The organism is Isoptericola variabilis (genome assembly GCF_050311655.1).
GTDB lineage: Bacteria > Actinomycetota > Actinomycetes > Actinomycetales > Cellulomonadaceae > Isoptericola > Isoptericola variabilis.
The window spans coordinates 216,629-241,869 of the sequence record NZ_JBNOZM010000006.1; the positions used below are offsets into that span (position 1 = coordinate 216,629).

General features: G+C 73.3%; 23 protein-coding genes and 1 riboswitch. Of the genes, 9 read left to right on the plus strand and 14 right to left on the minus strand.

Annotation, left to right across the window (positions count from 1 at the left end):
• Positions 1–88: 88 nt before the first annotated feature.
• The 9 genes from ACQP60_RS14840 to ACQP60_RS14880 form a co-directional block, all read right to left on the minus strand.
• Positions 89–2,800 carry an exo-rhamnogalacturonan lyase family protein gene (locus ACQP60_RS14840; RefSeq protein WP_429734113.1) on the minus strand — a complete coding sequence of 904 codons (2,712 nt, stop codon included), beginning with the start codon at positions 2,798–2,800 and terminating at the stop codon, positions 89–91.
• Positions 2,797–3,474, minus strand: coding sequence for a DUF1961 family protein (locus ACQP60_RS14845; protein ID WP_429734115.1), 678 nt, complete (start codon positions 3,472–3,474; stop codon positions 2,797–2,799). Before ACQP60_RS14845 ends, ACQP60_RS14840 begins: the two co-directional genes overlap by 4 nt.
• Complete coding sequence (locus ACQP60_RS14850) at positions 3,471–4,184, minus strand: rhamnogalacturonan acetylesterase (protein ID WP_429734117.1); 714 nt, start codon at positions 4,182–4,184, stop codon at positions 3,471–3,473. The genes ACQP60_RS14845 and ACQP60_RS14850 overlap by 4 nt, the downstream gene beginning before the upstream one ends.
• 1 nt (position 4,185) lies before the next feature.
• Positions 4,186–5,142 (minus strand): carbohydrate ABC transporter permease, encoded by a 957-nt coding sequence (locus tag ACQP60_RS14855; RefSeq protein WP_429734119.1) that lies wholly within the window; start codon positions 5,140–5,142, stop codon positions 4,186–4,188.
• Positions 5,142–6,116: an ABC transporter permease gene (locus ACQP60_RS14860; protein WP_429734121.1), complete on the minus strand. Its 975-nt coding sequence runs from the start codon at positions 6,114–6,116 to the stop codon at positions 5,142–5,144. The genes ACQP60_RS14855 and ACQP60_RS14860 overlap by 1 nt, the downstream gene beginning before the upstream one ends.
• Positions 6,117–6,183: 67 nt before the next feature.
• Positions 6,184–7,731, minus strand: a complete 1,548-nt coding sequence (locus ACQP60_RS14865) for an extracellular solute-binding protein (protein WP_429734123.1) — start codon at positions 7,729–7,731, stop codon at positions 6,184–6,186.
• A 32-nt stretch (positions 7,732–7,763) separates the two neighbouring features.
• The gene (locus ACQP60_RS14870) at positions 7,764–8,456 is read right to left on the minus strand and encodes a DUF624 domain-containing protein (RefSeq protein WP_429734125.1); all 693 of its coding nucleotides are present in this window, start codon (positions 8,454–8,456) and stop codon (positions 7,764–7,766) included.
• A 537-nt stretch (positions 8,457–8,993) separates the two neighbouring features.
• Positions 8,994–9,917, minus strand: coding sequence for an LLM class F420-dependent oxidoreductase (locus tag ACQP60_RS14875; RefSeq protein ID WP_429734127.1), 924 nt, complete (start codon positions 9,915–9,917; stop codon positions 8,994–8,996).
• 32 nt (positions 9,918–9,949) lie between these two features.
• Positions 9,950–10,606, minus strand: coding sequence for a mycothiol-dependent nitroreductase Rv2466c family protein (locus ACQP60_RS14880; RefSeq protein WP_429734129.1), 657 nt, complete (start codon positions 10,604–10,606; stop codon positions 9,950–9,952).
• A 65-nt stretch (positions 10,607–10,671) separates the two neighbouring features.
• Between ACQP60_RS14880 and ACQP60_RS14885 the strand changes: the two genes are divergently transcribed.
• The 3 genes from ACQP60_RS14885 to pnuC all read left to right on the plus strand — a co-directional run bounded on the left by ACQP60_RS14885 (position 10,672) and on the right by pnuC (position 12,844).
• Positions 10,672–10,923 (plus strand): hypothetical protein, encoded by a 252-nt coding sequence (locus tag ACQP60_RS14885; RefSeq protein ID WP_429734131.1) that lies wholly within the window; start codon positions 10,672–10,674, stop codon positions 10,921–10,923.
• Between the two features lie 10 nt (positions 10,924–10,933).
• Positions 10,934–11,755 (plus strand): TetR/AcrR family transcriptional regulator, encoded by an 822-nt coding sequence (locus tag ACQP60_RS14890; RefSeq protein ID WP_429734133.1) that lies wholly within the window; start codon positions 10,934–10,936, stop codon positions 11,753–11,755.
• 107 nt (positions 11,756–11,862) lie between these two features.
• A riboswitch (FMN riboswitch) is annotated at positions 11,863–12,001 on the plus strand.
• A gap of 123 nt (positions 12,002–12,124) precedes the next feature.
• On the plus strand, positions 12,125–12,844 hold the full coding sequence (gene pnuC / locus ACQP60_RS14895) for a nicotinamide riboside transporter PnuC (RefSeq protein ID WP_429734135.1): 720 nt from the start codon (positions 12,125–12,127) through the stop codon (positions 12,842–12,844).
• A 115-nt stretch (positions 12,845–12,959) separates the two neighbouring features.
• Here pnuC and ACQP60_RS14900 read toward each other — a convergent pair whose 3' ends face one another.
• A complete protein-coding gene (locus ACQP60_RS14900; RefSeq protein ID WP_429734137.1) occupies positions 12,960–14,270 on the minus strand; it encodes an extracellular solute-binding protein in 1,311 nt (436 codons plus the stop codon).
• 139 nt (positions 14,271–14,409) lie between these two features.
• Positions 14,410–15,633, minus strand: coding sequence for an acyl-CoA dehydrogenase family protein (locus tag ACQP60_RS14905; RefSeq protein WP_429734139.1), 1,224 nt, complete (start codon positions 15,631–15,633; stop codon positions 14,410–14,412).
• 207 nt (positions 15,634–15,840) lie between these two features.
• Between ACQP60_RS14905 and ACQP60_RS14910 the strand changes: the two genes are divergently transcribed.
• A complete protein-coding gene (locus ACQP60_RS14910) occupies positions 15,841–16,323 on the plus strand; it encodes an NUDIX hydrolase (protein WP_429734141.1) in 483 nt (160 codons plus the stop codon).
• A gap of 56 nt (positions 16,324–16,379) precedes the next feature.
• Here ACQP60_RS14910 and ACQP60_RS14915 read toward each other — a convergent pair whose 3' ends face one another.
• Positions 16,380–17,756, minus strand: a complete 1,377-nt coding sequence (locus tag ACQP60_RS14915) for an Nramp family divalent metal transporter (protein ID WP_429734143.1) — start codon at positions 17,754–17,756, stop codon at positions 16,380–16,382.
• 119 nt (positions 17,757–17,875) lie between these two features.
• Between ACQP60_RS14915 and ACQP60_RS14920 the strand changes: the two genes are divergently transcribed.
• From ACQP60_RS14920 to ACQP60_RS14935, 4 genes are all read left to right on the plus strand, one after another.
• On the plus strand, positions 17,876–19,174 hold the full coding sequence (locus ACQP60_RS14920) for a glycosyltransferase 87 family protein (protein ID WP_429734145.1): 1,299 nt from the start codon (positions 17,876–17,878) through the stop codon (positions 19,172–19,174).
• 131 nt (positions 19,175–19,305) lie between these two features.
• Positions 19,306–21,138: a choice-of-anchor I family protein gene (locus tag ACQP60_RS14925; RefSeq protein ID WP_429734147.1), complete on the plus strand. Its 1,833-nt coding sequence runs from the start codon at positions 19,306–19,308 to the stop codon at positions 21,136–21,138.
• A 54-nt stretch (positions 21,139–21,192) separates the two neighbouring features.
• On the plus strand, positions 21,193–21,864 hold the full coding sequence (locus tag ACQP60_RS14930) for an ANTAR domain-containing protein (protein ID WP_429734149.1): 672 nt from the start codon (positions 21,193–21,195) through the stop codon (positions 21,862–21,864).
• A gap of 92 nt (positions 21,865–21,956) precedes the next feature.
• Positions 21,957–22,661, plus strand: a complete 705-nt coding sequence (locus ACQP60_RS14935; protein WP_429734151.1) for an ANTAR domain-containing protein — start codon at positions 21,957–21,959, stop codon at positions 22,659–22,661.
• Between the two features lie 6 nt (positions 22,662–22,667).
• Here ACQP60_RS14935 and ACQP60_RS14940 read toward each other — a convergent pair whose 3' ends face one another.
• Together ACQP60_RS14940 and ACQP60_RS14945 are read right to left on the minus strand one after the other, a co-directional pair.
• Positions 22,668–23,291: a PAS and ANTAR domain-containing protein gene (locus ACQP60_RS14940; RefSeq protein WP_429734153.1), complete on the minus strand. Its 624-nt coding sequence runs from the start codon at positions 23,289–23,291 to the stop codon at positions 22,668–22,670.
• 80 nt (positions 23,292–23,371) lie between these two features.
• Complete coding sequence (locus ACQP60_RS14945; RefSeq protein WP_429734155.1) at positions 23,372–23,911, minus strand: PadR family transcriptional regulator; 540 nt, start codon at positions 23,909–23,911, stop codon at positions 23,372–23,374.
• 78 nt (positions 23,912–23,989) lie between these two features.
• On the opposite strand from ACQP60_RS14945, the gene ACQP60_RS14950 reads away from it, so the two are divergent.
• On the plus strand, positions 23,990–25,219 hold the full coding sequence (locus ACQP60_RS14950) for a serine hydrolase domain-containing protein (protein WP_429734157.1): 1,230 nt from the start codon (positions 23,990–23,992) through the stop codon (positions 25,217–25,219).
• Positions 25,220–25,241 lie beyond the last annotated feature (22 nt).

The following is a 25,241-nucleotide window of genomic DNA, read 5'->3' on the forward strand; positions in this document are numbered from 1 at the left end:
GGCCGCCGTGCTCACCGCTGTCGCTCGCCCGTGAACGTCCGGTGAAGATTGCCGCCGCACAGCGTACTGGCCCGCGCCGCTCCTGGGCTCACCCCCGCGGCAGCCTGGCTCCCACCAGGGCGAGGTTCTGGATCGTGGCGAGGCTGCACTGGGCGGCGTCGTTCGTGGACAGCGTCCGTGCCTCGTCGATCCGCACCAGGGACTCGGGCGGCAGCACCGGCACGGGGTGGAAGGCCTCCTCCCCCATGAACTCCCCGCCCCGGAAGTAGGCGCGCCACGCGACGTCGGCGAGGCCGTCGTCGCCGAGGTGCGCCGCGGCGTACGCGGCGAGGCGGGAGTGCGCCTGCTCGAGGTTCGTGCCCGACGGCGCGACGCCGAGCTCGGCCTCCTGCTCGGCCGGGGTGGCGAGGTAGAGGCGGCAGTACTGCAGCCACGCCTCCTTGAACCCCGGCGCGTCGACGAGGCCCGCATCCACCAGCGACACGAGCTCCGAGCAGATCTCCACCAGCCCGAAGACGGCGGACAGGTGCGACACCGTCACCCGGTCGCGGTCGGTGGCGAACCGGCCGGCGTCCAGGTCGTACAGCGCCTCGCCGGTGAAGAAGCCGTGCTTCAGGGCGCCGATGTCGGTCATGGTGCCGACCAGCCGGTCACGCGACCGCTCGTTCCCCGTGGCCTCCCAGTCCGCGAGCCACGTGGCGGCCAGGGCGCTCCAGTCCGTGCCGAGCCCGACGGCGAGCGCATCGCGGCGCGGACGGTAGGTGGCGGCGTCGGGCCGCACCTTGCGCGTCGGGTCGAGCCCGAGGAAGTTCCGGTCGGAGTCGCGCAGCTCGAGCATGAGGTCGCGCGTGTGCTCGTCGCCGGTGAGGAAGTAGTGCGGCCGCCGGTAGGCCGGGGTCGAGATGCGCACCTGCTTGGCGCTGCACCCCCAGTGCTGCACGTTGTGCCGGCTGCCCAGCCCCTGCCAGGGTCCGGCGTGGTAGACGTCCACGTCCCCCGTGTGGCGGGTCATGCGCTCGGCGAGCCGGAAGACGTCGGCCCGGCCGGTGCGCAGGAACGACGTCCACAGCCACAGGTCCGGGGAGAGCTCGGAGTTGTCCCAGGCGTAGCCGCCCACGTCGTAGCGCCACACGTGCCGGTCGGGGTCGTAGGCGTGCATGACGTCGCCGAAGTTCCAGAACCCGTACCAGGACCGCTGGTCCACCTGGCCCACGTAGAAGTCGAGCATGGTGGCGAGCCGGTCCTCGAGCGCGGCCCGCTCGGGCGTGCCCCGGTCCACGAGGTCCCAGTCGCCGAGCACGCGCGCGGCGTGCAGCGCCTCGGGCGTCGGCACGAGCTGGGGTCGGGCGGCGGTGCCCGCGGCGAGGCGGGCGAGCGCGTCGGCGTCGGGGGTGGCGGCGAAGGCGGTGACGGTGAGCTCGTGCGTGCGGCCGATGCCGTGCGCGTTCCCGAACCCCGGCTCGTAGTCCTCGTACGTGATCTCGAGGGCGTCGAGCTGGTCGTCGTACGTGTCCTGGCCGAGGCCGTCGTGGTAGAAGCGCAGGTCCATCGGCGCGGCGTCGGGCGACCAGAGCCAGGTCGTGAGGGAGCCGACGTCGGACGTCGCGCGCTCGACGTCGATCCCCGTCGGGTGCGACTGCCAGAACCCGGTGAGCCCCACGGCCAGGCCGCCGCCCGTGTCGCCCAGGTAGCCCAGCCCCTCGGACCGCGTGCCCTGCGCGACGTCGATCCACGGCCGGCCGGGGGCCGTGCGCTTGTGCACGGTGAAGCCGTTCGCGCTGAGCTGGCGCAGCGACCAGGCGTCCCACGTCGGCACCCAGCGCAGCCGGCCGGAGACCCGCTCGTCCCACTCCTCCAGCGGCGGGGTAGCGCGGCCCGCCACCTGGGCCGCGCGCACGTCCTCGCCCGGGTCCCGGCGCAGCCCGGTCACGCCCTGCACTGCCTCGCGCACCAGGCCGCCGTCGGCGCCCGCGAGGCGCACGTGCCGGTCGTAGGGCGCCGCGCGCAGCGGGACGTCGAAGCGCAGGCCGAGCGACGAGAGGAAGTCGCGCTCGGGGTCGCCGTCCCACACGAACGAGTGCACCAGCCGGAACGTCGGAGCCCCGGCCGCGAGCACCAGCCGCAGCGTGAACGGCAGCCAGGCGGGTGCGCCGTCCTCGTGGGCCCGGTCGACGTCGCGGTGTGCTCCCGTCACCCGCACGACGGCGCGCACCGGCCCGGCCTGCTCCACGACGACGTCGTGCACCACGCCCACCGACTCGCGCCGTCCCCGGTGGTCGGGCTCCGGGCGGTCCTGCCGGCTGGACACCAGCCGGCCCGCGCGCGCCACCTCCACGCCGCCGACCCGCACGGACCGCACGACGTCCGGCCCGGAACGCCCCACCACGACCGTGCAGGCCCCCGTGTCCACGACGACCTCGTCGTCGTGCTCCGCCACCGTGACCGCGGGCCCGGCGCCGTCCTGCCCGGCGCCCTGCGCGGCGTCCGGGGCGACGACGCGGTACGACGCGCTGGGCGGCGTCGCCGCCCCGAGCGCGACGCCGGACCACTTCACGCTGCCGTCGGGCCACGTCGCGAGGGGCCACGTCTGCGCCGGCACGGCGCGGCCCCACGCGTCCACGACGGCGAGCGTCGCGGCGTCGCGCACCACGCCCGGTCGGAACGGGACGCCGCAGGTGACGCCCCCGACCGTGAGGTCCGGGGCGACGTCGTCCAGCCAGCGCAGCGGGACGTCGACCGTCGCCGGTTCGACGGCAGGGGTGTCGGCGGGGTCGGTGTGGACGGCGGTGGCGGTGGTCATGACAGCGGGGTCACCTCGAGGTTGCGGTAGTGGGCGACGAGCGGGGCCATCTGCCGGAAGCCGATCCGGCCGGCCCCCAGCGGCGCGTCGTCGTGGAAGGTGAAGAGGGTGAGGTCGTCGATCGCGAAGGCGACGTCGGCGCCGCGCTTGGTGACCCGCACCCGGTAGTGGCCGTCGGCGTCCTCGGGTCCGGGGAGCGGGTCGGCGCCCTGCGCGACGAGCCGGAAGCCGGGGCTCTTGCGCAGGTTGCAGGTGCGGAACCGCTTCTCGGTCGGCCACTTGCGGCGCAGGTAGGACACGTGGAGCGTCGCGACGTCGCCCGAGTGGTACTGCGGGTAGTACCCGGTGCGCTCGGCCAGCGAGGGGTCGAAGAGGTCGCGGCCCTCCGTGCCGGACGCGGCGAAGAACAGCATCGCGAGGCCGTCGCCGGCGAGCGGCCGGAAGTCCCACGCGACCTCGACGTCCGCCCCGAACACCTCCGGGCACCAGTACGTGAAGTGCGCGTGGTCGCCGCGTCCGTCGGCGACGAGCGCGGCCTCGTCCGCGGTGCTGCGCAGCACCAGGCCGCCGTCGCGGTGCTCGACGCCGACCGGGCCTTCGGCGACCCAGCCGTCGAGGTCGCCGGGGCCGGCCAGGGCGTTGCGGTAGACGTCTGCGACCGTCGCCGCCGTCACGGCTGCACCACCCAGGCCCCGAGCGGCTCCTCGGCGTCGTGCACGCCGTCGAGCGACGCCAGCGCCTCGGCCACGTAGCGGGCGACGGCGCGCGCCCCCGCCGTCGTGAAGTGGGTGTTGTCCTTGCTCAGGGAGTCGTCGACGGGCAGCCCCCGCGCGGCGGCCGCGCCGTGCGGGAACAGAGCGGCCGAGGCGTCGCGGCCCAGCCACCCGTAGAGCCAGCGCGTGAACGCCGTGAGGTCGAGCACCGGCACGTCGAGCTCGTGGCCGAGGGCCCGGACCGCTGCGGGGTACGGCCCGTGCGACCACCGCAGCGCGGCGTCCGGGCCGTCGCCGTCGTAGAGGCGGCGCTCGACGCTCGTCGCCAGCACCGGCCGCGCCCCGTTCGCGCGCGCCTCCGCGACGAACTGCGCGAGCCGGTCGGTGTACCCGCCCTCGGCCGCGAGCTCCTGCGGCTCCTTCTGGTCGTTGTGCCCGAACTGGATCACGACCGTGTCCCCCGGTCGCAGCTCCGCGAGCAGCGCGTCCCACCGGCCCTCGGCCCGGAACGACGCCGTCGTGGCGCCGCCGATCGCGTGGTTGCGCACGACGGCGTCCGTGAACGCGGCGAGCTCGTCGCCCCAGCCCAGCAGCGGGACCTCCGGGTGCCCCGAGGTGCGGCCGGAGTCCGTGGGGGCGACCGTCGAGTCGCCCGCGAGGTGGATGGTCATGTCAGCCCTTCACGCTCCCGATGAGCATTCCCTTGGCGAAGTGCTTCTGGAGGAACGGGTACGCCAGCAGCACGGGGATGGTGGCCACGATGACCACCGCGAACTTGATGCCCTGCGCGGGCGGGGGCAGCTCGGTGCCCATGTCCTGCGCGGACATCGACGCGGACGCGGTGACCTGCCGCAGGAACATCTGCAGGGTCCACATGTCCTGGTCGTTCAGGTACAGCAGCGGGGACATGTAGTCGTTCCAGATGCCGACGGCGTAGAACAGCGCGAACGTCGCGAGCACGGGCTTGGACAGCGGCACCACGACGTGGCGCAGGATCTGCAGCTCGTGCGCGCCGTCGATCTTGGCGGACTCCTCCAGCTCCTGCGGCAGCTGCTGGAAGAAGTTCTTGATGATGATGAGGCTGAACGGGTTGATCGCCATGGGCAGGACCAGCGCCCAGTACGAGTCGAGCAGGCCGAGCTGCTTGACCACGAGGAACGTGGGGATCATGCCCGCGGAGAACACCATCGTGAACACGACGACGGTCATGATGGTGCGCCGCCCCGGCAGGTCGACCTTCGACAGCGGGTACGCCATCAGCGCCGTCAGGGCGAGCTGGACCAGCGTGCCGACGAGGGTCACGACGACGGTCGTGACGAAGGCGCGCACGAACGCCGACGACGACAGGATCGAGGCGTAGGAGTCGGTCGTGAACTCGTGCGGCCACAGGAAGAACGGCCGGGTGGTGATCTCCAGCTCGGTCGCGAACGACCCCGCGAGCACGTACAGGAACGGCAACAGCGCGAGCAGGCCGACGGCGACGAGCAGCACGACGTTGACGACGTCGAACGCCCGGCCCGCGCGGGTGTTGAACCGCTGGTGCTGGGTGGAGGGGCGCGACGCGCGCCGGGAGGCGCGAGCGGGCGACGCCGTAGGCGTGGTGGGCACGGTGGTGAGCGGTGCGGCCATCAGAAGATCCCCTGCTGGTTGAAGCGCTTGGCGAGCCAGTTGGTGCCGAAGATCAGCACCAGCCCGACGATCGCCTTCGACAGGCCCACCGCGGTGGAGTAGGAGTACGCGCCCTGCTGGATGCCGGTGAAGTACACGTACGTGTCGAACACGTCCGCGACCGTGCGGTTGAGCGCGTTGGACATCAGGTAGATCTGCTCGAAGCCGGTGTTGAGGATCTCCCCGGTCTGCAGGATGAGCATGACGATGATCGTGGGCCGGATCGCGGGCAGCGTGATGTGCCAGGTGCGCTGCCAGCGGCCCGCGCCGTCGATCACGGCCGCCTCGTACTGCTCCTGGTCCACGCTGGCCAGCGCGGCGAGGAAGATGATCGTGCCCCACCCGGTGGACTTCCAGATCGTCTGCAGCAGGATCAGCGGGCGGAACCAGTCCGGGTCGGCCAGGTAGTTGGTCTCCGTGCCGGTGAGCCCGTCCAGGAACGACGACAGCGGTCCCGTGCCGATCGCGAACAGCAACGCGGTCAGCGACACCACCACGGTCCAGGACAGGAAGTGCGGGATGTAGACCAGCGTCTGCACCGTGCGCTTGAGCACCGACAGGCGCACCTCGTTGAGCAGCAGCGCCAGCACGATCGTCAGCGGGAACGCGACGAACAGGCTCAGGGCCGCCAGGATCAGCGTGTTGCCCAGCAGCCGCGGGAAGTCCGGGTTGGAGAAGAACTCGTGGAAGTGGTGCCAGCCCACCCACGGCGAGCCCTGGATCCCCAGGAACGGCACGTAGTTCTTGAACGCGATCTGCGCGCCCCACATCGGCCAGATGCGGAACAGCAGGAAGTACAGGATGCCCGGCAGCATCATCACCAGCAGCCACCGGTAGCGCACCATCCGCGCCCAGCCGCGCCGCGGGCGGCGGGTCACGGGAGGGGCGGCGGGCGCGGGCGTGCCGGCCTGCTCGACGTCGACGACAGCGGTCATCGCAGCCTCCATCTCGGACGGGGCGCGGGGCCGGCCACGACGGGCCCGGCCCCGCGCCGGACGGACATCAGCCGAGCTGGCCGTAGAGCTCGTTCATCTCGGCCGTGACCGCGTCACCACCGCTGGACTTCCACTGCGCGATCGCCGCGTCGAGGCCCGCCTCGTCGATCTGCCCGCTGATGTACTGGATGCGGGCGTCGGCGATGATCTGGTCGAGCTGGACGCCGTTGGTCATGTAGGTCTCGGAGACCAAGGCCGCCCCCGGGTTGAAGACCGCCTTCTCGAGGTCCTTCGCCTGCAGGTCGACGCGCTCCTGCTCGAGCTCGGCGTCGAACTCGGTCTCCGGCTTGGCCTTGTACGCCTCGTAGCCGGCGACGTTCGTGCCGATCTGTGCCCACGAGCCCGAGACCAGGTCCGTGTAGTCCTGCTTCTCCTTGTCGAAGACGGCGAACTCGCCGTCGACGGTGAAGTTGTCGCCCTCGATGCCGTTGTTCTCGAGGACCTGCGCGTCCTTGGTGGCCAGCTTGTCCAGCGCGGTGAGCACCTGCGCGAGCTGGTCCTCCGTCTGCACCGAGGCCTTCGGGATGGCGAGGAAGCCGCTGTAGCCCGGCGTCGGGAGCGCGAAGTCGCCGTTCGGGCCGGCGATGTTGCCCTGCAGCGCGACCTTCTGGTCGTACGTCTTCGGGTCCTGCTCCTTGAACAGGCCCGCGAGCTGCGACGCGCGCGACTGGACGTCGATGATGATGCCGCCCTTGCCCTGGAGGAACGGCTCGTTCCACTGCGTCGAACCGTCGCGCGTGGCGTAGTCCTTGTTGACGTAGCCGTTCTCGATGAGCTGCTTCTCGTAGTCGAGCGCCTGCTTCCACTCCGGCGTGGTGAACGAGGGGACGAGCTGGCCGCCGTCGTCCTTCCAGACGTTGCCCGCGCCGAACCACGTCTCGATCGCGTCGTAGGGGCTGCCCGTGCCGATCGAGGCGCCCCAGGCGGGGATGATCATCCCGTAGGTGTCGTCCTTGCCGTTGCCGTCGGGGTCGTCCTCGGTGAACGCCTTCGCGAGCGCCATGAGCTCGTCGGTGTTGGTGGGCTCCTCGAGCCCGAGGTTCTTCAGCCAGTCCTTGCGGATGGTGATGGACGTGCGCACGACGTCGCGGGCCCGGTACACGCCGTAGACCTTGCCGTTGACGCTCGACGCCTGCTGGACGTCCGGGTTCTCCGTGACGAGGTTCGGGTACTCGCCCGAGGCCAGGTACTCGGTGAGGTCCCAGAAGCCGCCGGCCTCCGCGGTCTGCACGAAGCCCTGGCTCTTCTGCTGGATCACCATGACGTCGGGGATCTCGTCGCCGGCCAGCACCACGTTGGTGCGGTCGCCGTACTCGGCGTTCGGCACCCACTGCATGTCGAGGTCCAGGCCCGCCAGCTCGGAGAGCTTCGCGCCCACGGGGTCGTCGTCCTCCGGCGGGGTCGTCGAGAAGTACGGCGCCATGATCGACAGCGAGTCGAGCGCCTCGCCGCCACCGCCGTCGCCGCCGTCGCCGGAGCCGCCGCTGCCGCAGGCCGTGAGCGCGAGGCTCCCGACCGCGAGGAAGGCCAGGGGGGCCAGCCGTCGTGTGCGCATGGTGTTCCTTTCGTCGGAGTGCACGTCGTCGTTCACTCGTCGAGGGGGTCGGTCGCCGCCGGGTCGCCGAGGTGGCGGTCGTTGGCGGCGTAGAAGGACAGGCAGAGGGCCGTGCAGAGGTACACCCACGCGCCGATCGAGACGACGGGCAGGAGTCCGGGCACGAACGCGGTGACGACGCCGACCAGCGCCGTCGTCGCCGCGAGCAGCAGGGGCGCGCCGGGGAAGCGCAGCAGGAACGCCCAGGCCAGGCGCGGTACGTCGGGGCCGCGCAGGTCGTAGTGGGCGTCCATGGTGAGCGCGAGCAGCAGGTGCACGACGCCGAGGCCGGCGACGACGGCGAGGGCCGCGCGCAGGGCCGTGGGCGCGCCGTCGAGCACGAGGAGGCTCGTGCCGGTGAGGGCGACGGCCAGCAGCCCCGGTGCCGCGACGAGGTTGGCGCGGCCGAAGCCGGCGGCCCAGGTCCGGACGAACACCCGCGCGGCGCGCTGGGTGTCGCCGCGCAACCTGGTGCGGCTGACCACGGTCGCGGCCGCCAGCGCGGGCGCGACGCCGAGCACCACTCCCCCGGCCAGCGTGCCGGCGAGGACGAGGAGGTTGAGCAGGCCCAGGAACGCGAGCGTGTCGACCCAGCCGAACCACCGCTCGAGCCGGGCCCCGCCGTCGGCGGTGGCCACCGTGCGCGCCGCGGTCGCGACGTCCGCGCGCGTGCCCTCGTGTGCCATGGCCCGGTCCCATCTCCGTCGATGCCGGGCACGTCGTCGGCCCGGTCAGCCTCCGGGACGGCGGCGTCGCCGACCCGGCGCAGGAAAGCGATTCCCCGCGTTGAATGGATTCACCGTAGGGGTCGGAACTTCACCCGTCAACACGTCGTCTGCAACGTTGAGATCACGGTATGGACTCGGCCGGGCGCGACGGTGCGCCGTCCTGGAACACATCAAGCCGTGCCGAGGTAGTCCAGGGCACCGCGAGGTAGTTCGGGGCATCGCGAGGTAGTTCGGAGGGCACGCGAGGTAGTTCCCAGCCCCGCGAGGTAGTCGTCCTCGATCACGAGAGGCGGTCCCGTGCCTCACGGAGGGGTGTTCCGACGGCCGGGTCGTGCCGAGATCTGTACCCGGTGGCGCCAGGAAGGGTCGACGTCGGAGCGGAGTGGACTACCTCGGCGCGCTCCGCACTACCTCGCGCAGCCCGGGACTACCTCGCGGGCTCTGGAACTACTTCGCGTGGCCTGGGACTACCTCGGCGGAGGGCGGCCCGAGCCGTCAGAGCTGGGTCGCGACCTCGCGCGCCACGAGGTCCAGGTGGTCGAGGTCGTGCAGGTCGAGCGTCTGCAGGTACACGCGCTGGATGCCCTGGTCGCGCAGGGAGCCGAGCAGGTCGACGGCCTCGGAGACCGTGCCGGCGACGCCGTGCTCGCGCAGCTCGGCCGGCTCGCGCCCGATCGCGGCGGCGCGGCGCGCGAACTCCGCCTCGTCCTTGCCGACCGCGAGCACCAGGGCGACGGACTGCGCGATCGAGTCCGGGGTGCGGCCCGCCGCCGTCAGCGCCTCGTTGATCACGCCGATCCGCGGCCCGACCGTGTCCAGCTCGGGGAACGCCTGGTTGTACTCGTCGCCGAACCGGGCGGCCAGCGCCGGGGTGCGCTTCGGCCCGCCGCCGCCCACGATGACGGGGATCTTCGCCTGCGCCGGCTTGGGCAGCGCCGGGGAGTCGACGAGCGTGTAGTGCTCGCCGTCGAACGAGTACGACCCGCCGACGGGCGTGCCCCACAGGCCGGTGAGGATCTCCAGCTGCTCCTCGAGCAGCCCGAACCGCTTGGCCGGGAAGGGGATGCCGTACGCCTCGTGCTCGCGGGCGAACCAGCCGGCGCCGAGGCCGATCTCGACGCGCCCCCCGGACATCTGGTCCACCTGTGCCACCTGGATCGCCAGCACGCCGGGGTGGCGGAACGTGGCCGAGGTGACGAGGGTGCCCAGGCGGATGGTCGACGTGTCGCGGGCCAGGCCCGCCAGCGTCGTCCACGCGTCCGTGGGGCCGGGCAGGCCGTCGCCGCCCATCGTCAGGTAGTGGTCGGAGCGGAAGAACGCGCTGAAGCCGAGGTCCTCGGTCGCCTTCGCGACGGCGAGCAGGTCGTCGTAGGACGCGCCCTGCTGGGGCTCGGTGAAGACACGCAGGTCGAGGGTCATGGTTCGCCTCTCGGGGTGCGGGGTGGTGCGGGTCAGTCGAAGGACGGCGAGCTGGTGCGCGACCGCTTGAGCTCGAAGAAGTCCGGGAACGACGCGAGCGCGACGGCGCCGTCGAAGATCCGCAGCGCGTCCTCGCCGCGCGGGATGCGCGTGAGGACCGGGCCGAAGAACGCGACCCCGTCCACGTGGATCGTCGGCGTGCCGACGTCCTCCCCGACCGGCGTCATTCCGGCCTCGTGGGAGGCGGCGAGGGCGTCGTCGTACGCGTCCGACGTCGCGGCGTCGGCGAGCGACGCGGGCAGGCCGGCCTCGGCCAGCGCCTCCACGGCGACGGCGTCGAGGTCGTCCCGGCGTCCGCCGGGGTGGATGCGCGTGCCGGCCGCGGTGTAGAAGGCGCTGAACGCGTCCGGGCCGTGCTCGGTCTGCACCGCCGCAGCGACGCGGCCGATGCCGCGCGACGCCTCGATCTTCGCTCGGTAGTCGGCCGGGATGTCCCGGCCGGAGTTCAGCAGGTACAGGCTCATCAGCCTGAACGTCAGCTCCACGTCGCGATGCTCCGCCACCTCGAGCGCCCAGCGCGACGTGACCCACGCGAAGGGACACAGCGGGTCGACGTAGACGTCCACGACCGGGACGGTCGTGGTGGGGGCGGTCGTGGTCGCAGGCGCGGTCGTGGTCCCGGAAGTCACGACCGCCACCCTACCCATGCCGGGGGCACGTGTTCCGCGGGAAGGGGCGGCGGTAGCCTCGGCCCGTGCGCAAGGTGCGGTGGGCGAGCGTGTGGACCGTTCTCGGGGCGTGCGTCGTCGCGCTCGCGATGCTGTGGGTGGTGCTGCGCGGCAGGGTCTGGGCGTGGATCCCGTTCTTCCTCGCCGCCGGCGTCGCGATCCGCGAGATCCGGTACCTGCAGCGTTCCCGCCGCCCCGCCGAGGCGGGCTTCGACGAGCGCCGCCGCGGGGAGCCGGACGCCGACACCGGGCGGCGTCGCGGCCGTCGCTCGGAGTAGCCTCCGTGGCATGACCGCCGTCCGGACGCACACCCACGCCCAGGCCGTCGACGCAGCGATCGACCTCTTCTCCCGGCAGGGCTACGAGCAGACCACCGTCGAGGAGATCGCCGACGCAGCCCGCGTCAGCCGTGCGACGTTCTTCCGCCGCTTCCGCTCCAAGGAGGACGTGGTCTTCGCCGACCACGAGCTGCTCCTGGAGGAGGTCGTGGTCATGCTCGCGGAGACGCGCCCCGAGGCGCGGGCGAGCGAGGAGTCCGGCCGTGCCCCCGAGCGGGCGTGGGACCCGACCACCGACCCGTACCTCGAGGTCTGCCGGGCGGCGCGGCTCGTCTTCGACCACCACGTGGGCCAGCGCGAGACGTCGATCGCCCGGCACCAGCTGCTGCAGCAGGTGCCCGCGCTGCGCGACCGCGAGCTGGTCACGACGCACCGCTACGAGCGCGCCTTCACCGCCTACCTGCGCGACACCCTGCCGCCGGACCGCTCCACGACCACGATGTCGATCGCCTTCGCGGCGTCCGTCGTCGCCGTGCACAACGCGATCCTGCGCCGCTGGCTGCGCCACCCGCACCTCGACCTGCGGCCGGAGCTGGAGGAGGCGTTCGCCGACCTGCGCCGTGCCGCCGTCGCCCCGTTCCCGCACACCGGCGGCGAGCCCGCGCCGTCGACGCCCACCGCGGACGACGACGCCGCCGACGCCGCGGCCACCGCCGACGAGGCCCGGACGGTCACCTCGGGCGGCGACGGGAAGCGCGTCGTGGTCACGGTGCTGGAGCCGGGGGCGGGGCCCGACGACGTCGCCCGCGCCGTCCGCGACGCGCTGGCCTGACCACCGCTCGAGACGACGGAGGGCGACGCGGCGGGCGGGAATGCCGCTGTGGCATCCTGAGTTGTGCAGGACGCCGCCGGGACCTCCGGCGGCGGCAAGACACGCACGTACGTGCTCCGGGGTCGGTGAAATTCCGAGCCGGCGGTGACAGCCCGCGACCCGGCTCCTTCCTCAGGGAAGGCAGCCGGCTGATCTGGTGGAACTCCAGGGCCGACGGTCAAAGTCCGGATGGGAGGAAGCACGTGCGGCACGCGCCCGGCAGGGCGGGTGCCGCCGGGCGTCGTGTCGTCGGCGACGGCCCGCGGGCCGCGCTCGGCGAGCGCCGACCCTTCACCCCGGACGCCGCACCTCGGACCGGGAGAGTGAACGATGGACGCGATCGACGCGTTCTTCAACGCCACACTGACCATCGGCGACCAGCACATGTCGTGGCGCGAGATCGTCGGCAACCTGTTCGGCCTCGCCTCCGCGCTCGGCGGCATGCGCCGCAAGGTGTGGGCATGGCCCGTCGGCATCGTCGGCAACCTGGTGCTGTTCACCGTCTTCATGGGCTCGTGGTTCGGCGACTCGAGCCGCGCCGACATGCTCGGCCAGGCCGGCCGGCAGGTCATGTTCCTCGTCGTCTCGGTGTACGGCTGGGTGCAGTGGCGCCGCACGCAGCGCGCCGACCTCGAGGTGCGCGCCGACGGCAGGATCCCCGCCGACGGCGGTGCCGCGGTGCACCCGCACTGGGCCTCGTGGCGGGCGCGGCTCGGCATCGTCGTCGTCATGGTGGGCGGCACGCTGCTGCTCACGCCGCTGTTCCGCGCCCTCGGCTCGTACGAGCCCGTGTGGTCGGACGCGTGGATCTTCATGGGCTCGCTGGTCGCCACGTACGGCATGGCCAAGGGCTGGGTCGAGTTCTGGCTGGTGTGGGTGGCCGTCGACGTCGTGGGCGTCCCGCTGCTCTGGTCGGCCGGGTACTACGCCACCGCGCTCATGTACGTGTTCTACGGCGCCTTCACCCTGACCGGGTTCTTCGTGTGGTGGCGCGTGCACCGTCGCGAGCAGGCCGAGACGGGGACGACGACGCCCGCCGTCGCCCCCTGACCCGCTCGCCGCGGCAGTTCGGGTTCGGCGCGGCAGTTCGAACTGCCGCGCCGAACGCGAACTGCCGCCGTGAGTCGGTCGTCCGCGTCCGCGAGGAGCGACAGGCGATCACGGCTCAGAGGGTGTCGTTCATGGCATCGACGAAGCCCTCGGGGTCGAGCTCGCCGGTGAACACCTGGTGCAGGTGCTCGAGCAGCGCGCCCGCCTGGTCGGACGGGACGGCCTGGTCCCACGAGAGCTGGAAGTGCGGGGCGGAGTCGACCATCTCGTACACGGCCCGGAGGTAGTCCGCGCTGTCGCCGTCGGCCAGGCTCTCCTCGATCCCGCGCACCGGCGGCACCGTGCGGACGGTGAGGAACGTGTCGACCGCCCGCTCGGAGTAGACCTCCGCGTTGAGGAAGTCGATCGCCGCCTGCTGGTCGGCGGGCGACGCCGAGGCGGAGACGGACCAGAAGTTCGCGGGGTTGCCGACGACGTTCTCGGGGTCGCCCACACCGCCGTCCACGGTGGGGAACGCGCCGTAGCCGATGCCTCCCGCGGCGACGACCTCGGGGACGGCGGTGACGATGTCGGGGTAGATCCACGCCCCCTGCAGCAGGAACGCCGCGCTGCCGGACGCCAGCATCCCCACGTCCCCGTTCGAGTCCGCCGTCACCTCCGTGAAGTCGTCGCCGAACGCGCCGGCGTCGACGAGCGCGCGGATCTGGTGGAGCGCCTCGACGAAGGCCGGGTCCGACCAGGCGTCCGGTTCGCCCGCGACGACGCGCTGGAAGACCTCGGGGCCGCCGATGCGGTCGGTGAGGTACTGCAGGTACATGAGCTCGGGCCACCGGCTCCCACCGGCGAGGGCGATGGGCCGCACCCCGGCCTTGCGGAGCACGGGGACGGCGTCGAGGAGGTCCTCGAAGGTCTCGGGCGGCTCGACCCCGGCCTCCTGGAGCACCTCCGCGTTGTGGTAGAGCAGCACCGGCTGGGTCTGGTTGGCGGGGACGGCGTAGGTGCGCCCGTCCACGGTGCCGTTCTTCGCCACGGCGGGCAGCGCCTTGTCCAGCACGGGGTTCACCCTGCCGGTGAGGTCGAGGACGTCCCCGTCCGCCACGTAGCCCGCCAGGTCGCTCCCGGCCCAGCCGTAGACGAGGGTCGGCGCCGTGCCGTCGTCGATCGCCTTCCGGATCTCGTCCTTGTAGACGTCGTTCTCGAGCCAGCCGACCTCGATCTCCTGGTCGGGGTGGTCGCGGTTCCAGCGGTCGAAGGACCGGTCCAGCACGATGTCGCTGCCGCCGGAGAGCGACCAGGCGGTGAGCCCGCCCGCCGGCGGGCCGGAGGAGGCCGGGATCACGGCGGGCTGTTCCGGGGCGCCGCACGCCGCCATCCCCGTCGCCGTCGCCAGCACTCCCACCAGCAGGCAGACCTGCCTGAGCCGCATCGCACCCTCCACCTCGTCGTGGCATCGAAAACGATTTCCGTCGCCAGACTCTGGCAGTGACCGCAGAACGCGTCAAGCCCCGTCTCCCTGGGAGAGACGGGGCTCGACGTGCGGGTGGCGCGCTCGGGCGCCGGGGGGCTCAGGCGAAGGCCGAGACCCCGGTGATGTCACGACCGACGATGAGCGCCTGCATGGACTCGGTGCCCTCGTAGGTGTGCAGCGCCTCGAGGTCGGCGAAGTGCCGGGCGACGCGGTTCGCGAGCAGGATGCCGTTGCCGCCGAGCATGTCGCGGGCGATCGACGCGACCTCGCGGGCCTGACGCGTCGTCGTGTACTTCGCGAGGGACGCCTGCTCGCCGGTCAGGGTGCCGGCGTCGGCGAGGCGCGTGATCTGCGCGACGAGCAGCTGCATCTGCGTGACCAGCGAGAGCATCCGGGTGAGCCGCTCCTGCACCATCTGGTTCTTGGCCAGCGGACGCCCGAACTGGATGCGCTGCGTCGCGTACGCGGCGGCCGCCTCGTAGCAGGCGACGGCGTGCCCGACGGCGGACCAGGCGACGGCGAGGCGCGTCGCGAACAGGACGGCGGCGGTCGCCTTGAACGACGTCGCGCCGGGCAGCGCGGCGCCCGCGGGGACGAACACGTCGTCGAGCACGATGTGCGCCTGCCAGATGGCACGCAGCGAGACCTTGCCCTCGATGGTCGTGGCGCTGTAGCCGGGCGCGTCCTGCGGGACGATGAAGCCGTGCACCTGGTTGTCGCCGTCGTCGCCGACGAGCCGGGCCCAGACGACGGTGATGTCGCCGCAGGAGCCGAAGCCGATCCACTTCTTCTCGCCGTCGAGGACGTAGCCCTCGACGCCGTCACGGGTCTCCTTGCGGGCCGTGGTCTCGAGCGAGACGGAGTCCGAGCCGTGGGTGGGCTCGGTGAGCGCGAACGCGCCGAGGATCTCCCCGCGCGCCATCGGCTCGGCGTAGGTCGCGACCTGCTCGGGCGAGCCGTGCATGACGATCGACCGCAGCGCGAGGCCGCCCTGGACGCCGCAGATCGTGGCGACGGAGCCGTCGCCGCGCGACATCTCCATGCTCGCCAGCCCCTCGGCCATGAACGAGATCTTCGGGCGGCCGTCGACGTCGACGCCGTCGCGCAGGAAGTCGCGCTCGGCGAGCTTCTTCACGAGGTCGAACGGCACCTCGGCGCGCTCCCAGTACCCGTCGATGACGGGCAGGACGTCCTCCTGCACGAACTCGCGGACGGCGAGCTGGTGGGCGCGCTCCTCGGGCTTCACGTCGGCGAAGGCACCCACGTAGTCCAGGTCGAGCGGCTGCGAGACGTCGTAGTCGGGGGCGGTCACGCCGGGCATGACAGGGACATCACGGGACGGGCTGCGGGTCATCGACGACCTCTCTCTGCGCGGGGGTCCGGCGTTCCGGGCCCGGTGAGGAGTGAGGACCGGCGCCGTCCGAGGCTGGTGGTGGTCGGCGCCGGTCCTTCTCCATCGTCACCCGCGACCGCGTCTCACGTCAAGCGATACTCCGTCTCAACAGCCGCGCCGGGCGAGACTGTGGTCATGGCGACCACCAGCGCGGGACTGCTCCTCTACCGCACCACGGACGACGCAGGCCTCGAGGTGCTGCTCGGGCACATGGGCGGCCCGTTCTGGGCGCGCAAGAACGAGGGGGCATGGACCGTCCTCAAGGGGGAGCTCGAGCCGGACGAGGAGCCGCACGCCGCGGCGCTGCGCGAGGCGGCGGAGGAGCTCGGGCTGCCGCTCCCCGCGCCGCCGTCCCCCGATATCGACCTCGGCGAGGTGCGGCAGAGGTCGGGCAAGCGCGTCCTCGCGTGGGCGCGCGAGTGGCCGCCGCCGGGCCCGGACCTGGAGCAGGTGCGCAGCAACACGGTCGAGATCGAGTGGCCCCCGCGGTCGGGGAAGCGGATCGAGGTGCCCGAGATCGACCGGGTCGCCTGGCTCGCGCCCGACGACGCGCGGCGCCTCGTCGTCAGCGCCCAGGCCGCGTTCGTCGACCGTCTGGAGTCCGCTCTGCGCCGATAGTCCGAACTACCTCGCGGACTCTCGAACTACCTCGCGAGGTTGAACGACCTCGGCGGTCAGCCGGTGAACGTCAGCCAGAGCAGCGCGAGGTTCAGCGCCACGATGACGGCGGCCACGGCCCACGCCGCGACCTGGGTGGCGAGGCCGTTGCGGAACCCTCCGAGCAGGCCGGCGTCGCGCGTGATCCGCACCAGCGGGACCATCGCGAACGGGATGCCGAAGCTCAGCACCACCTGGCTCACGACCAGCAGCCACGTGGGCGAGACGCCCGTCGCGAGCAGCACGATCGCGGGCACCAGCGTGACCAGCCGCCGCGCGAGCAGCGAGACGCGCACGTGCAGCAGGCCGGACATGATCTCGGCGCCCGCGTAGGCGCCCACCGACGTCGACGCCAGCCCCGACGCGAGCAGCCCCACCCCGAACAGCACGGCGACGCCGGGACCGAGCGACGACTCGATGGCCGCGTGCGCACCCTCGATCGAGTCCGTGCCCGTACGACCGGGCAGGTTCGCGGCGGCGAGCAGCAGCATCGCGATGTTCACGCTGCCCGCCAGGACCAGCGCGGCGACGACGTCCCACCGCGTGGCGGTGAGCAGGCGACGGACCACCGGCGGCGACGGCGGCCCGGGCACGGCCACGTCGTCGCCCGTCGCGACCTCGACCACCACGCCATCTGCGGCACCGCCGTCGACCGCGCCGCCCGCACGATCCTCCGCCCCGGCGGCGAGCGCGTGCCGCCGCTGCACGCGGGCGTCGTGGCGCACGCGGTCGCGGGCGAGCGAGGAGTGCAGGTAGATCGCGTGCGGCATGACCGTGGCGCCGAGCATCGACGCGGCGAGCAGCACCGACTCCGGGCCGTCGAGCCGCGGCACGAGGCCGCCGAGCACGGCGCCCAGGTCGGGCGGCGCGAAGAACAGGCCGGCGCAGAACCCGACGGTGAGCACCCCGAGCATCGACGTCACGACCGTCTCGAAGACGCGCTGACCGCGGCGCTGCTGGACGCCCAGCACCAGCATGGACACGACCCCGGTGATGATCCCGCCCAGCACCAGCGGCACCCCGAACAGCAGGTGCAGGGCGATGGCGCCGCCGATCACCTCGGCGACGTCGGTGGCCATCGCGACCACCTCCGCCTGCGCCCAGTAGGCGATCCGGCCGCGCCGGGAGAGCCGCTCCCCGAGCACCTCGGGCAGCGAGCGCCCCGTGACGACGCCGAGCTTGGCGGACAGGTACTGCACCAGCACCGCCATGACGTTGGCGACGACCAGCACCCACACCAGCAGGTACCCGAACCGCGCCCCGGCGGTGAGGTTGGCCGCGACGTTCCCCGGGTCGACGTACGCGATCGCCGCGACGAACGCCGGCCCGAGCAGGGTGACCAGGCGCGCGTGGCGCACCCCCTGGGCGGGTCGATCGAGGGTCGATCGGGTCATGCGGTCCTCCGGCGGCTCGTCGTCGGCAAGTTTTCGGCTACCCGAAACCTTAGACGTCTACGCCCGCATCACGCATCCCCGTGGAAGCTCCGGGGCGCCGCCGAGCCCGGTCTGTCACCATGTCGGGCGTGCCCTCCACGCAGACCTCCGCCGCGCGGAACGCCCCCGGTCCCCTCGGCGCCGTGCTGAGGTCCCGGTGGCTGCTGGCGCTCGGCTTCGTGGCCGTGCACGCCTGGGTGATCGGGCAGGCCATCACCTGGGGCTACACGATCTACGGCGACGTCACGCTGTACGAGTGGTGGGCCCGCCACGGGCTCGCCACCGGGCAGTGGCCCGTCCTCGACTACGACTGGGTGTACCCGGCCGGCGCCCTCGTGCCCGTGACGCTGCCCGCCCTGGTGACGGGCGGTCTGCTCGGGTACGAGATCGTCTGGACGGCGATGGTCGTCGCGCTGAACGCCGTCGCCACGGTGGTGCTGGTGCGTTCCGCGCCGCGCGGGGTGCTGGGCGCCTGGTGGTGGCTCGTGTTCCTGCTCGCCCTCGGGCCGATCTTCCTGGGCCGGCTGGACGGCGTCGTCGCACCGCTCATCCTGATCTCCCTGGCGGTCGCGGCACGCCGCCCGACGCTCGCGACGGCGGTCGCCACCGCGGGCGCGTGGATCAAGATCGCGCCGGGGGCCGTGGTCGTCGCGCTGGCGGCGACCCGGGCCCGCTGGCGCGACGTGGTGCGGCAGGTCGTGCTGCCGGGTGCGGCGGTGAGCGTCGTCGTCGTGGGGCTGGCCCTGGCGGGCGGCGCGGGTCAGCGCGCGTTCAGCGTGTTCGGCCAGCAGGAGGCGCGCACCCTCCAGGCCGAGTCCGTGTTCGCCACCTGGTTCAGCGTGGCGCGGCTGTGGGACCCGTCCGTGCGGATCGACTACAACGACGTGATCTTCACCTACGAGGTGCAGGGCGACGCCGCCCGGCAGGTCGCGTCCCTGCTCGACTGGCTGCTGCCGGTCGCGGTGCTGCTGATCGCCGCCCTCACCTGGTGGACGGCGCGCCGCCGACCCGACCACGCGGGCGACGTCCTGCTGCTCAGCACCGCCGCTCTGCTGCTCTCGCTCATCGTGTTCAACAAGGTGGGCTCGCCGCAGTTCGTGGCGTGGATCGGGCCGCCGCTGGCCGCCGCGATCGCCCTGGCCGGCCCCGGCACGCGGCGGCTCTGGGGGCCGCCCGCCGTCGGGGTGCTGCTGGCCGCGCTCGGCACGCAGATCGTCTACCCGGTGGCGTACGGCGAGTTCCTCGCCGGACAGCCCGCGATGGTCGTCGTCGAGGCGCTGCGGAACCTCGCGCTCGTGGTGCTGCTCGTCGGCGCGGTGTGGCGGATCGTGCAGCTCGGCCGCGACGGCGTGCGCGCGGAGGCCGTGGTCCCCGCCTGAGCGGGCGCCCGGGCAGGCGTTCACCGGCGGGTCGGCGCCCGTTCATCCCCGGCTCCCCGGGCCGTCATCCGTCCTCCCTACGGTCACCCCGACGGCGCGCTCGGCGCGCGCCCCCGGCCCCGGAGGACCCCTTGCGCACACCGCTCCCCCGCACCTCGCGACTCGCACCCACCCCGCGCCGCGCCGTCGTCGCCGGCTGCGCCACCGCCGTCGCCGTCGCGCTGGCAGGGCCCGTCGCGCTCACCGCGTCGGCGCTGGGCGCCACAGGGGGCGGCAGCACGACACCGGGCGCCGGCGTCGTCGCCCACCCGGTCGAGCTGTCGGCCGAGGACGCCCGGGTCTCGCTCACGCCCCTCGGCGCGTACGCCACGGGCGTGTTCGACGAGTCGGCGGCGGAGATCGTCGCGTACCACGCCCGCTCGGAGCGCCTGTTCTCGGTGAACGCGCAGGCGGGGGAGGTCACCGTGCTCGACGTCGCGCGCCCGTCGTCGCCCCGCAAGCTCTTCGCGCTCGAGACGACGGGCGTGCGCGCCGCGGACGGCTCCACCGTGCCCGACGGGGCGGTCGCGAACTCGGTCGCCGTCCGCCCGGACGGGCTGGGCGTCGTCGCGGTCGAGTCGCCCGACAAGGTCTCCGCCGGCTGGCTCGTGCTGTTCGACGCCGCCGGCGACGGCGACGCGCTCGGCGCGTGGCGCGTGGGCGCCCTGCCGGACATGGTGACGATCACGGCCGACGGCCGCAGCGCCGTCGTCGCGAACGAGGGCGAGCCCGCCGACGACTTCTCCGTGGACCCCGAGGGCTCGGTGTCCGTCGTCGACCTGCCCCGCAGGTTCACGGGCGAGCACGGGGGCGCGATCGCGCAGGGCGACGTGCGCACCGCGACGTTCCACGCCTTCGAGGGCGACCGCCTGCCCGACGGCGTCCGCGTCTTCGGGCCGGACGTCGCGGGCCCGGACGGGTCGCTCGCCCACCGCGTCTCGCGCAACCTCGAACCCGAGTACGTGACGGTGTCGAAGGACTCCCGCACCGCGTACGTGGCCCTGCAGGAGGCGAACGCCGTCGCCGAGGTCGACCTGCGCAGCGCGCGCACCACCGACCTGTGGTCGCTCGGCAGCAAGGACCACTCCGTGCCCGGGCAGGGCATCGACCCCTCGGACAAGGACGGCGTGGCGGCCGTCCGCGAGGTCCCCGTCCGGGGGCTGTACATGCCGGACGGGATCGCGTCGTACACGTCTCGCGGCGAGACCTACCTCGTCACTGCGAACGAGGGTGACGCCCGTGAGTGGGGCGACTACGTCGAGCCGGCACGGGTCAAGGACCTGGGCGACGACGACCTGGCACCGGCCTGCGCGGACTCCCCCGCCGCCGGTCTGCTCGGCGACGCCGACCTCGGCCGGCTGAACGTCACCACGGCGTCGGGCCTGCGCGCCGACGGCTCCTGCTACGAGGAGCTGTACGCGTTCGGCGGCCGGTCCTTCTCGGTGTGGACCACGGACGGCGAGCTCGTCTTCGACTCGGGCGACGAGTTCGAGCGCGTGACGGCCGACGCCCTGGGCGACGCGTTCAACACCAACCACACCGAGACGAAGGGCGACGGCCGCAGCGACGACAAGGGGCCCGAGCCGGAGAACCTCGCGATCGGCGAGGTGGCGGGCCGCACGTACGCCTTCGTCGGCCTGGAGCGGGCGAGCGGCGTCATGGTCTACGACGTCACGCGCCCCGAGCGGGCCGCGTTCGTCACCTACGTCTCGAACCGCGACTACGGGGTGTCCGTCGAGGACGCGGTCGACGACGGCGCCGCCCCCGCCGACGCGCTCGCCGGCGCCGGCGACCTGGGCCCGGAGGGCCTGACGTTCGTCCCCGCGTCCGACTCCCCCACGCACCGGCCCCTGCTCGCCGTCGCGAACGAGGTGTCCGGCACGACGACCCTCTTCCAGGTGGACCGGCTCACCGGCCGCCGCTGAGGGCACCGCGGGACCCGCGGGACGAGGCCGGGGCGCGCGAGTACCGTGACGCCCATGACCCTGTCCCGCTACCTCGACGAGTGCGCGATCCGTGCCGCGGCCGTGCTCGGCCACGGCGTCGAGGCGAGCATCAGCCTGCGCGAGCACGGCATCTCGCTGCGCGCCGGCAGCAGCACCCCCGGCGCGGGCCGCTGCGACCAGGCGGAGGCGCGCGCCGACGCCGGCCCGTGCATCGACGCGATGCGGCGGGGCACGGTGCTGACGACCGCGGTCCCGGACGTCGTGCCGGGCTGGGAGGCCTGGCGGGAGGCCGCGGAGGCCGAGGGGTTCGTCCAGGCGCTCGCCGTCCCGGCCGAGGTGGGCCCCGGCGTGCGCGTGGCGATCAACGTGTACAGCCGCACGGCCGGGGACTGGCCCGCCGGCCTGGTGGACGCCGCCGTCGGCCACGCCGGGCTCGCGGCCGACGCCGTGCGCCTCCAGCTCCAGTTCGCCGACCTCGGCGACGCCGTCGCCGGCCTGTACCGCACCCTGTCCGACCGGGCGACGGTGGAGCAGGCGGTGGGCGCGATCATGGCCTCGAACGACTGCCCCGAGGACGAGGCACGCACCACGCTGCGGACGGCGGCGGACCGTCGCGGGCTCAGCGAGCGGGAGGTCGCCGAGGCGATCGTGCGGACGCTCGTCCTGGGCGGCGAGGGCGACGTCATCGGCGACCTCGACCGCTGAGCCGGGCGCCGCACGCTCCTCGTCGAGCGCTCCGTGTCGTGCATCGCCCATCGGTGCCACACTGACCCGGAGGCGACAGGACGGAGCGAGCGGTGAACACCTCCGAGCTGCTGGGCCTGCTCGCGCGGACCCTGGCCGGTCTCGACGCCGACGCGACGGTCGCGGCGCGGATGTGCCAGGCCTGCACCACGATCCTCGGCGCGCGCTCGGGCAGCCTCACCCTCGCCACGCTGCCGGGCGAGCAGGTCACCGTGACCAGCACGGACGCGGCCGCGGCACGCGTCGCGGGCATCCAGGACATGCTCGGCGAGGGCCCCGCCCGGCGGGCGTTCGAGGACGACGCGATCGTCTCGGCGCCGCTCGGCGCCACGACGGGGGACGATCCCTATCCCGTGTTCTCGCAGCTCGCCGGCGAGGCCACCGGGGACGGCACCTGGTTCGGCGTCCCCATGCGCGTGGGCGGGCAGCCGGTCGGGGTGCTGGGGCTCGTCGTCGGGCCGGGTCGGGTGCTGGCCCGGGACGATGAGGACGCGCAGTTCCTCGCGGACGCCATCGGCACGGCCGTGCTCGGCGAGATCGACCAGGTCGGCTGGTCGGCGCGCGCCCGGGTGGACCAGGCCACGGGCATGGTGTCCGCGCAGCTGCGGGTGCAGCCGCACGACGCCCTCGCCGTCCTGCGCGCGCACGCCTTCGGGCGGGGCAGCACGCTCGAGGACGTCGCCGAGGACGTCCTGGCGCGGCGGCTGAGCTTCGCGGACGAGGCCGGGCCCGTGGAGTCGGGCCGCGCCGACGATTGACCGCGGTCAGTCGCGGCGCAGCACGCGGTCGAGCGTGGCGCGGCGGTCGACGTCGCTGCGGTGCGCGACGTCGACGACGGCGCGCGCCAGGTCCCGCACCGCCACGTTGTGGTCGTTCGACGCCGAGCGCATCAGCTCGAAGGCGGCGTCGATCTCGACGTCGTAGACGACGGCGAGCACGCCCTTCGCCTGCTCGATGACGCCGCGGGTCGTCGCGGCCGCCCGGATGTCCTCGGAGGCCCGCACGCCGGCCCGCTCCGCGATGTCGGAGGTCAGGTCGAGGAAGTAGCCCGCCGCTTCGTCACGATGCTCGTCGCCCTCCGCGCTGCCCACGACGGCGACCGTGAGCTCGCGGCGTCGAGCCGTCACGATGCGGTGCACGCTCGAGAACGCGCCCGTCGCGGGCGCCGTCCCGAGTGCGGCGCGGACGTCGTCCCGGTCCTCCGGGTGGGTGTGGGCGAGGACGAGGTCGGTGGTGGGCACGACCTCGTGCGGCTCGAAACCGTGCAGGCGGTAGAGGGCCTCCGACCAGGTCCAGCGGTCGGACGACAGGTCGAGGCGGAAGGAGCCCACCAGTCGTGGGGAACGGAGGCCCGAGGGCTCACCGGTCACGGTGGTGTCTGTGGGCACAGTCGCCTCCGACACTGCTCAGAGCGGACCAGCCACTGCTTGACCGGCGGCACGACTCTAGCAAGCGCACCGCCCGTCGCTCACGACGTCGGGGCGTCGTGCCCCTGCGCGTAGCGGCGGAACCAGTCGCGCGCGAAGCGGCCCGAGGCGAGGCCGTAGTCGAGGGTGGCGCGCTGGTAGGCGAAGACGTCGGCGAGCTCGTCGGGGACCTCCTGTGCGGCGAGCTGCTCGTCGAGCGCCTCCAGCCGCGCGACGTCCTGCTCGACCCGCGCCGTCAGCCGCGGCAGCACGGCGGCGCGCTCGTCCGGCTCGAGCAGGCCGAGGAAGAACAGTCGCGGCAGGACGGCGGCATCGGCGTCGGGGCCCGTCACCGGGCCGGTCAGCCAGGCGCGGAAGTCCGCGCGGCCGGCGTCCGTGACGCGGTACGTCTTGCGGCCCCGGGCGCCGGGGGCGACGTCGGCGACCTCGATGAGGCCGCCGGTCAGCAGAGTCTCGAGCGCGCGCCGGATGCTGCCCGAGCTCGCGCTGTAGAACAGCGAGACCGACGCCTCGAAGTGCTTGACCAGGTCGTAGAGGCTGGCCGGCCGCAGCAGGAGCAGCCCGAGGATCACGTGCGCCATGGTCCGACCCTAGACCGTTGACCCTCATAGACCTGTCTAGTAGACATGTCTATGAGATATGTTGTCGAAGGAGGGGTCATGAGCACGTCACGCGCGGTCGACCGCCTGCGGTCGTCCCTGGACCGGATCGCCCGTCGCCACCCGTCGATGCCGCCGCCGCAGGTGCTCGTCGTCGCGCCGGGGCTCGAGCTCGAGTCGGGCGGGTCGCAGCCGTTCCACGCGGCCAGCGTCGGCAAGGTCATGACCGCCACGCTCGTCGCGATGCTCGTCGAACAGGGCCGTCTCGGGTTCGACACCCCGGTGGGGAAGGTGCTCCCGGGGAGCGACCTCGACGGCCTCCCTGCCGCCCCGGGCGTCGACGTCGGTGCCGACGTCACCGTCGAGCACCTGCTCACGCACACCAGCGGGCTGCCCGACCTCTTCGAACCGTCGGGCGTCCGGGAGACGACGTACTCGATCGAGGTCACGGCAGGGCAGCCCGACCGCCGGTGGACGCCCACGACGCTGCTCGACGAGGTCCGCGACCATGCCGCCGTCGGGCGTCCGGGCGAGCGGTTCTGCTACGGCGACCCCGGGTTCGTGCTGCTGGGCCGGGTCGTCGAGGAGGTCACCGGGGGCCGGTTCAACGACGTCCTGCGCGAACGGGTCCTCGCGCCCGCGGGCATGGAGCGCTCCTCCACCCCCTACACCGACGCCCGCGCACCCGAGGACCTCGCCGGCCTCGACGTCGCGCCGTTCTGGATCAGCGACCACGAGCTCAGCCGCGCCCTCAGCATGAGCCTCGACTGGGCCGGCGGCGGCGTCGTCGCCCCGCCGTCGGACCTCGTCGCGTTCCAGCGCGCGCTGCACGGCGGACGCCTCGTCTACCCCGCCACGCTGGCCTGGATGAGCCGGCCGCGGCACCGCCTGCGCCGCGGCATCCACTACGGGGCGGGCACCGTCACCGTCCGGTTCGGCGAGTTCACGCCGCCGTTCCTGCGCTGGGCTGCCCGAACCCGTCGGCGGCCTCGGGCACTTCGCGACGCATCTGTTCTACTACCCGCGGCAGGACGCCCACGTGGTGCTCAACTTCCACGCCTACCGGCGGATGAACCAGTCGTTCATGACGCACGCGCGCATCGCGCGTGTCCTCGCCGCGCTCTGACGGCGCTCAGGCGCTCCGGGCCCTCATCCACCGGACGGCGCGCGGCACTTGGAGCCCGACCTGCGAGATCCTCCCCGACGCGTCCTGCGCGCCACTGCAGTCGGCGCTCGTCGAGGTCGTCGGCTGACGGCCCCAGCCACGCCGGCTCCCGGGGCCGGCGATGACTCCGCGCCGTCGTGACGGTCC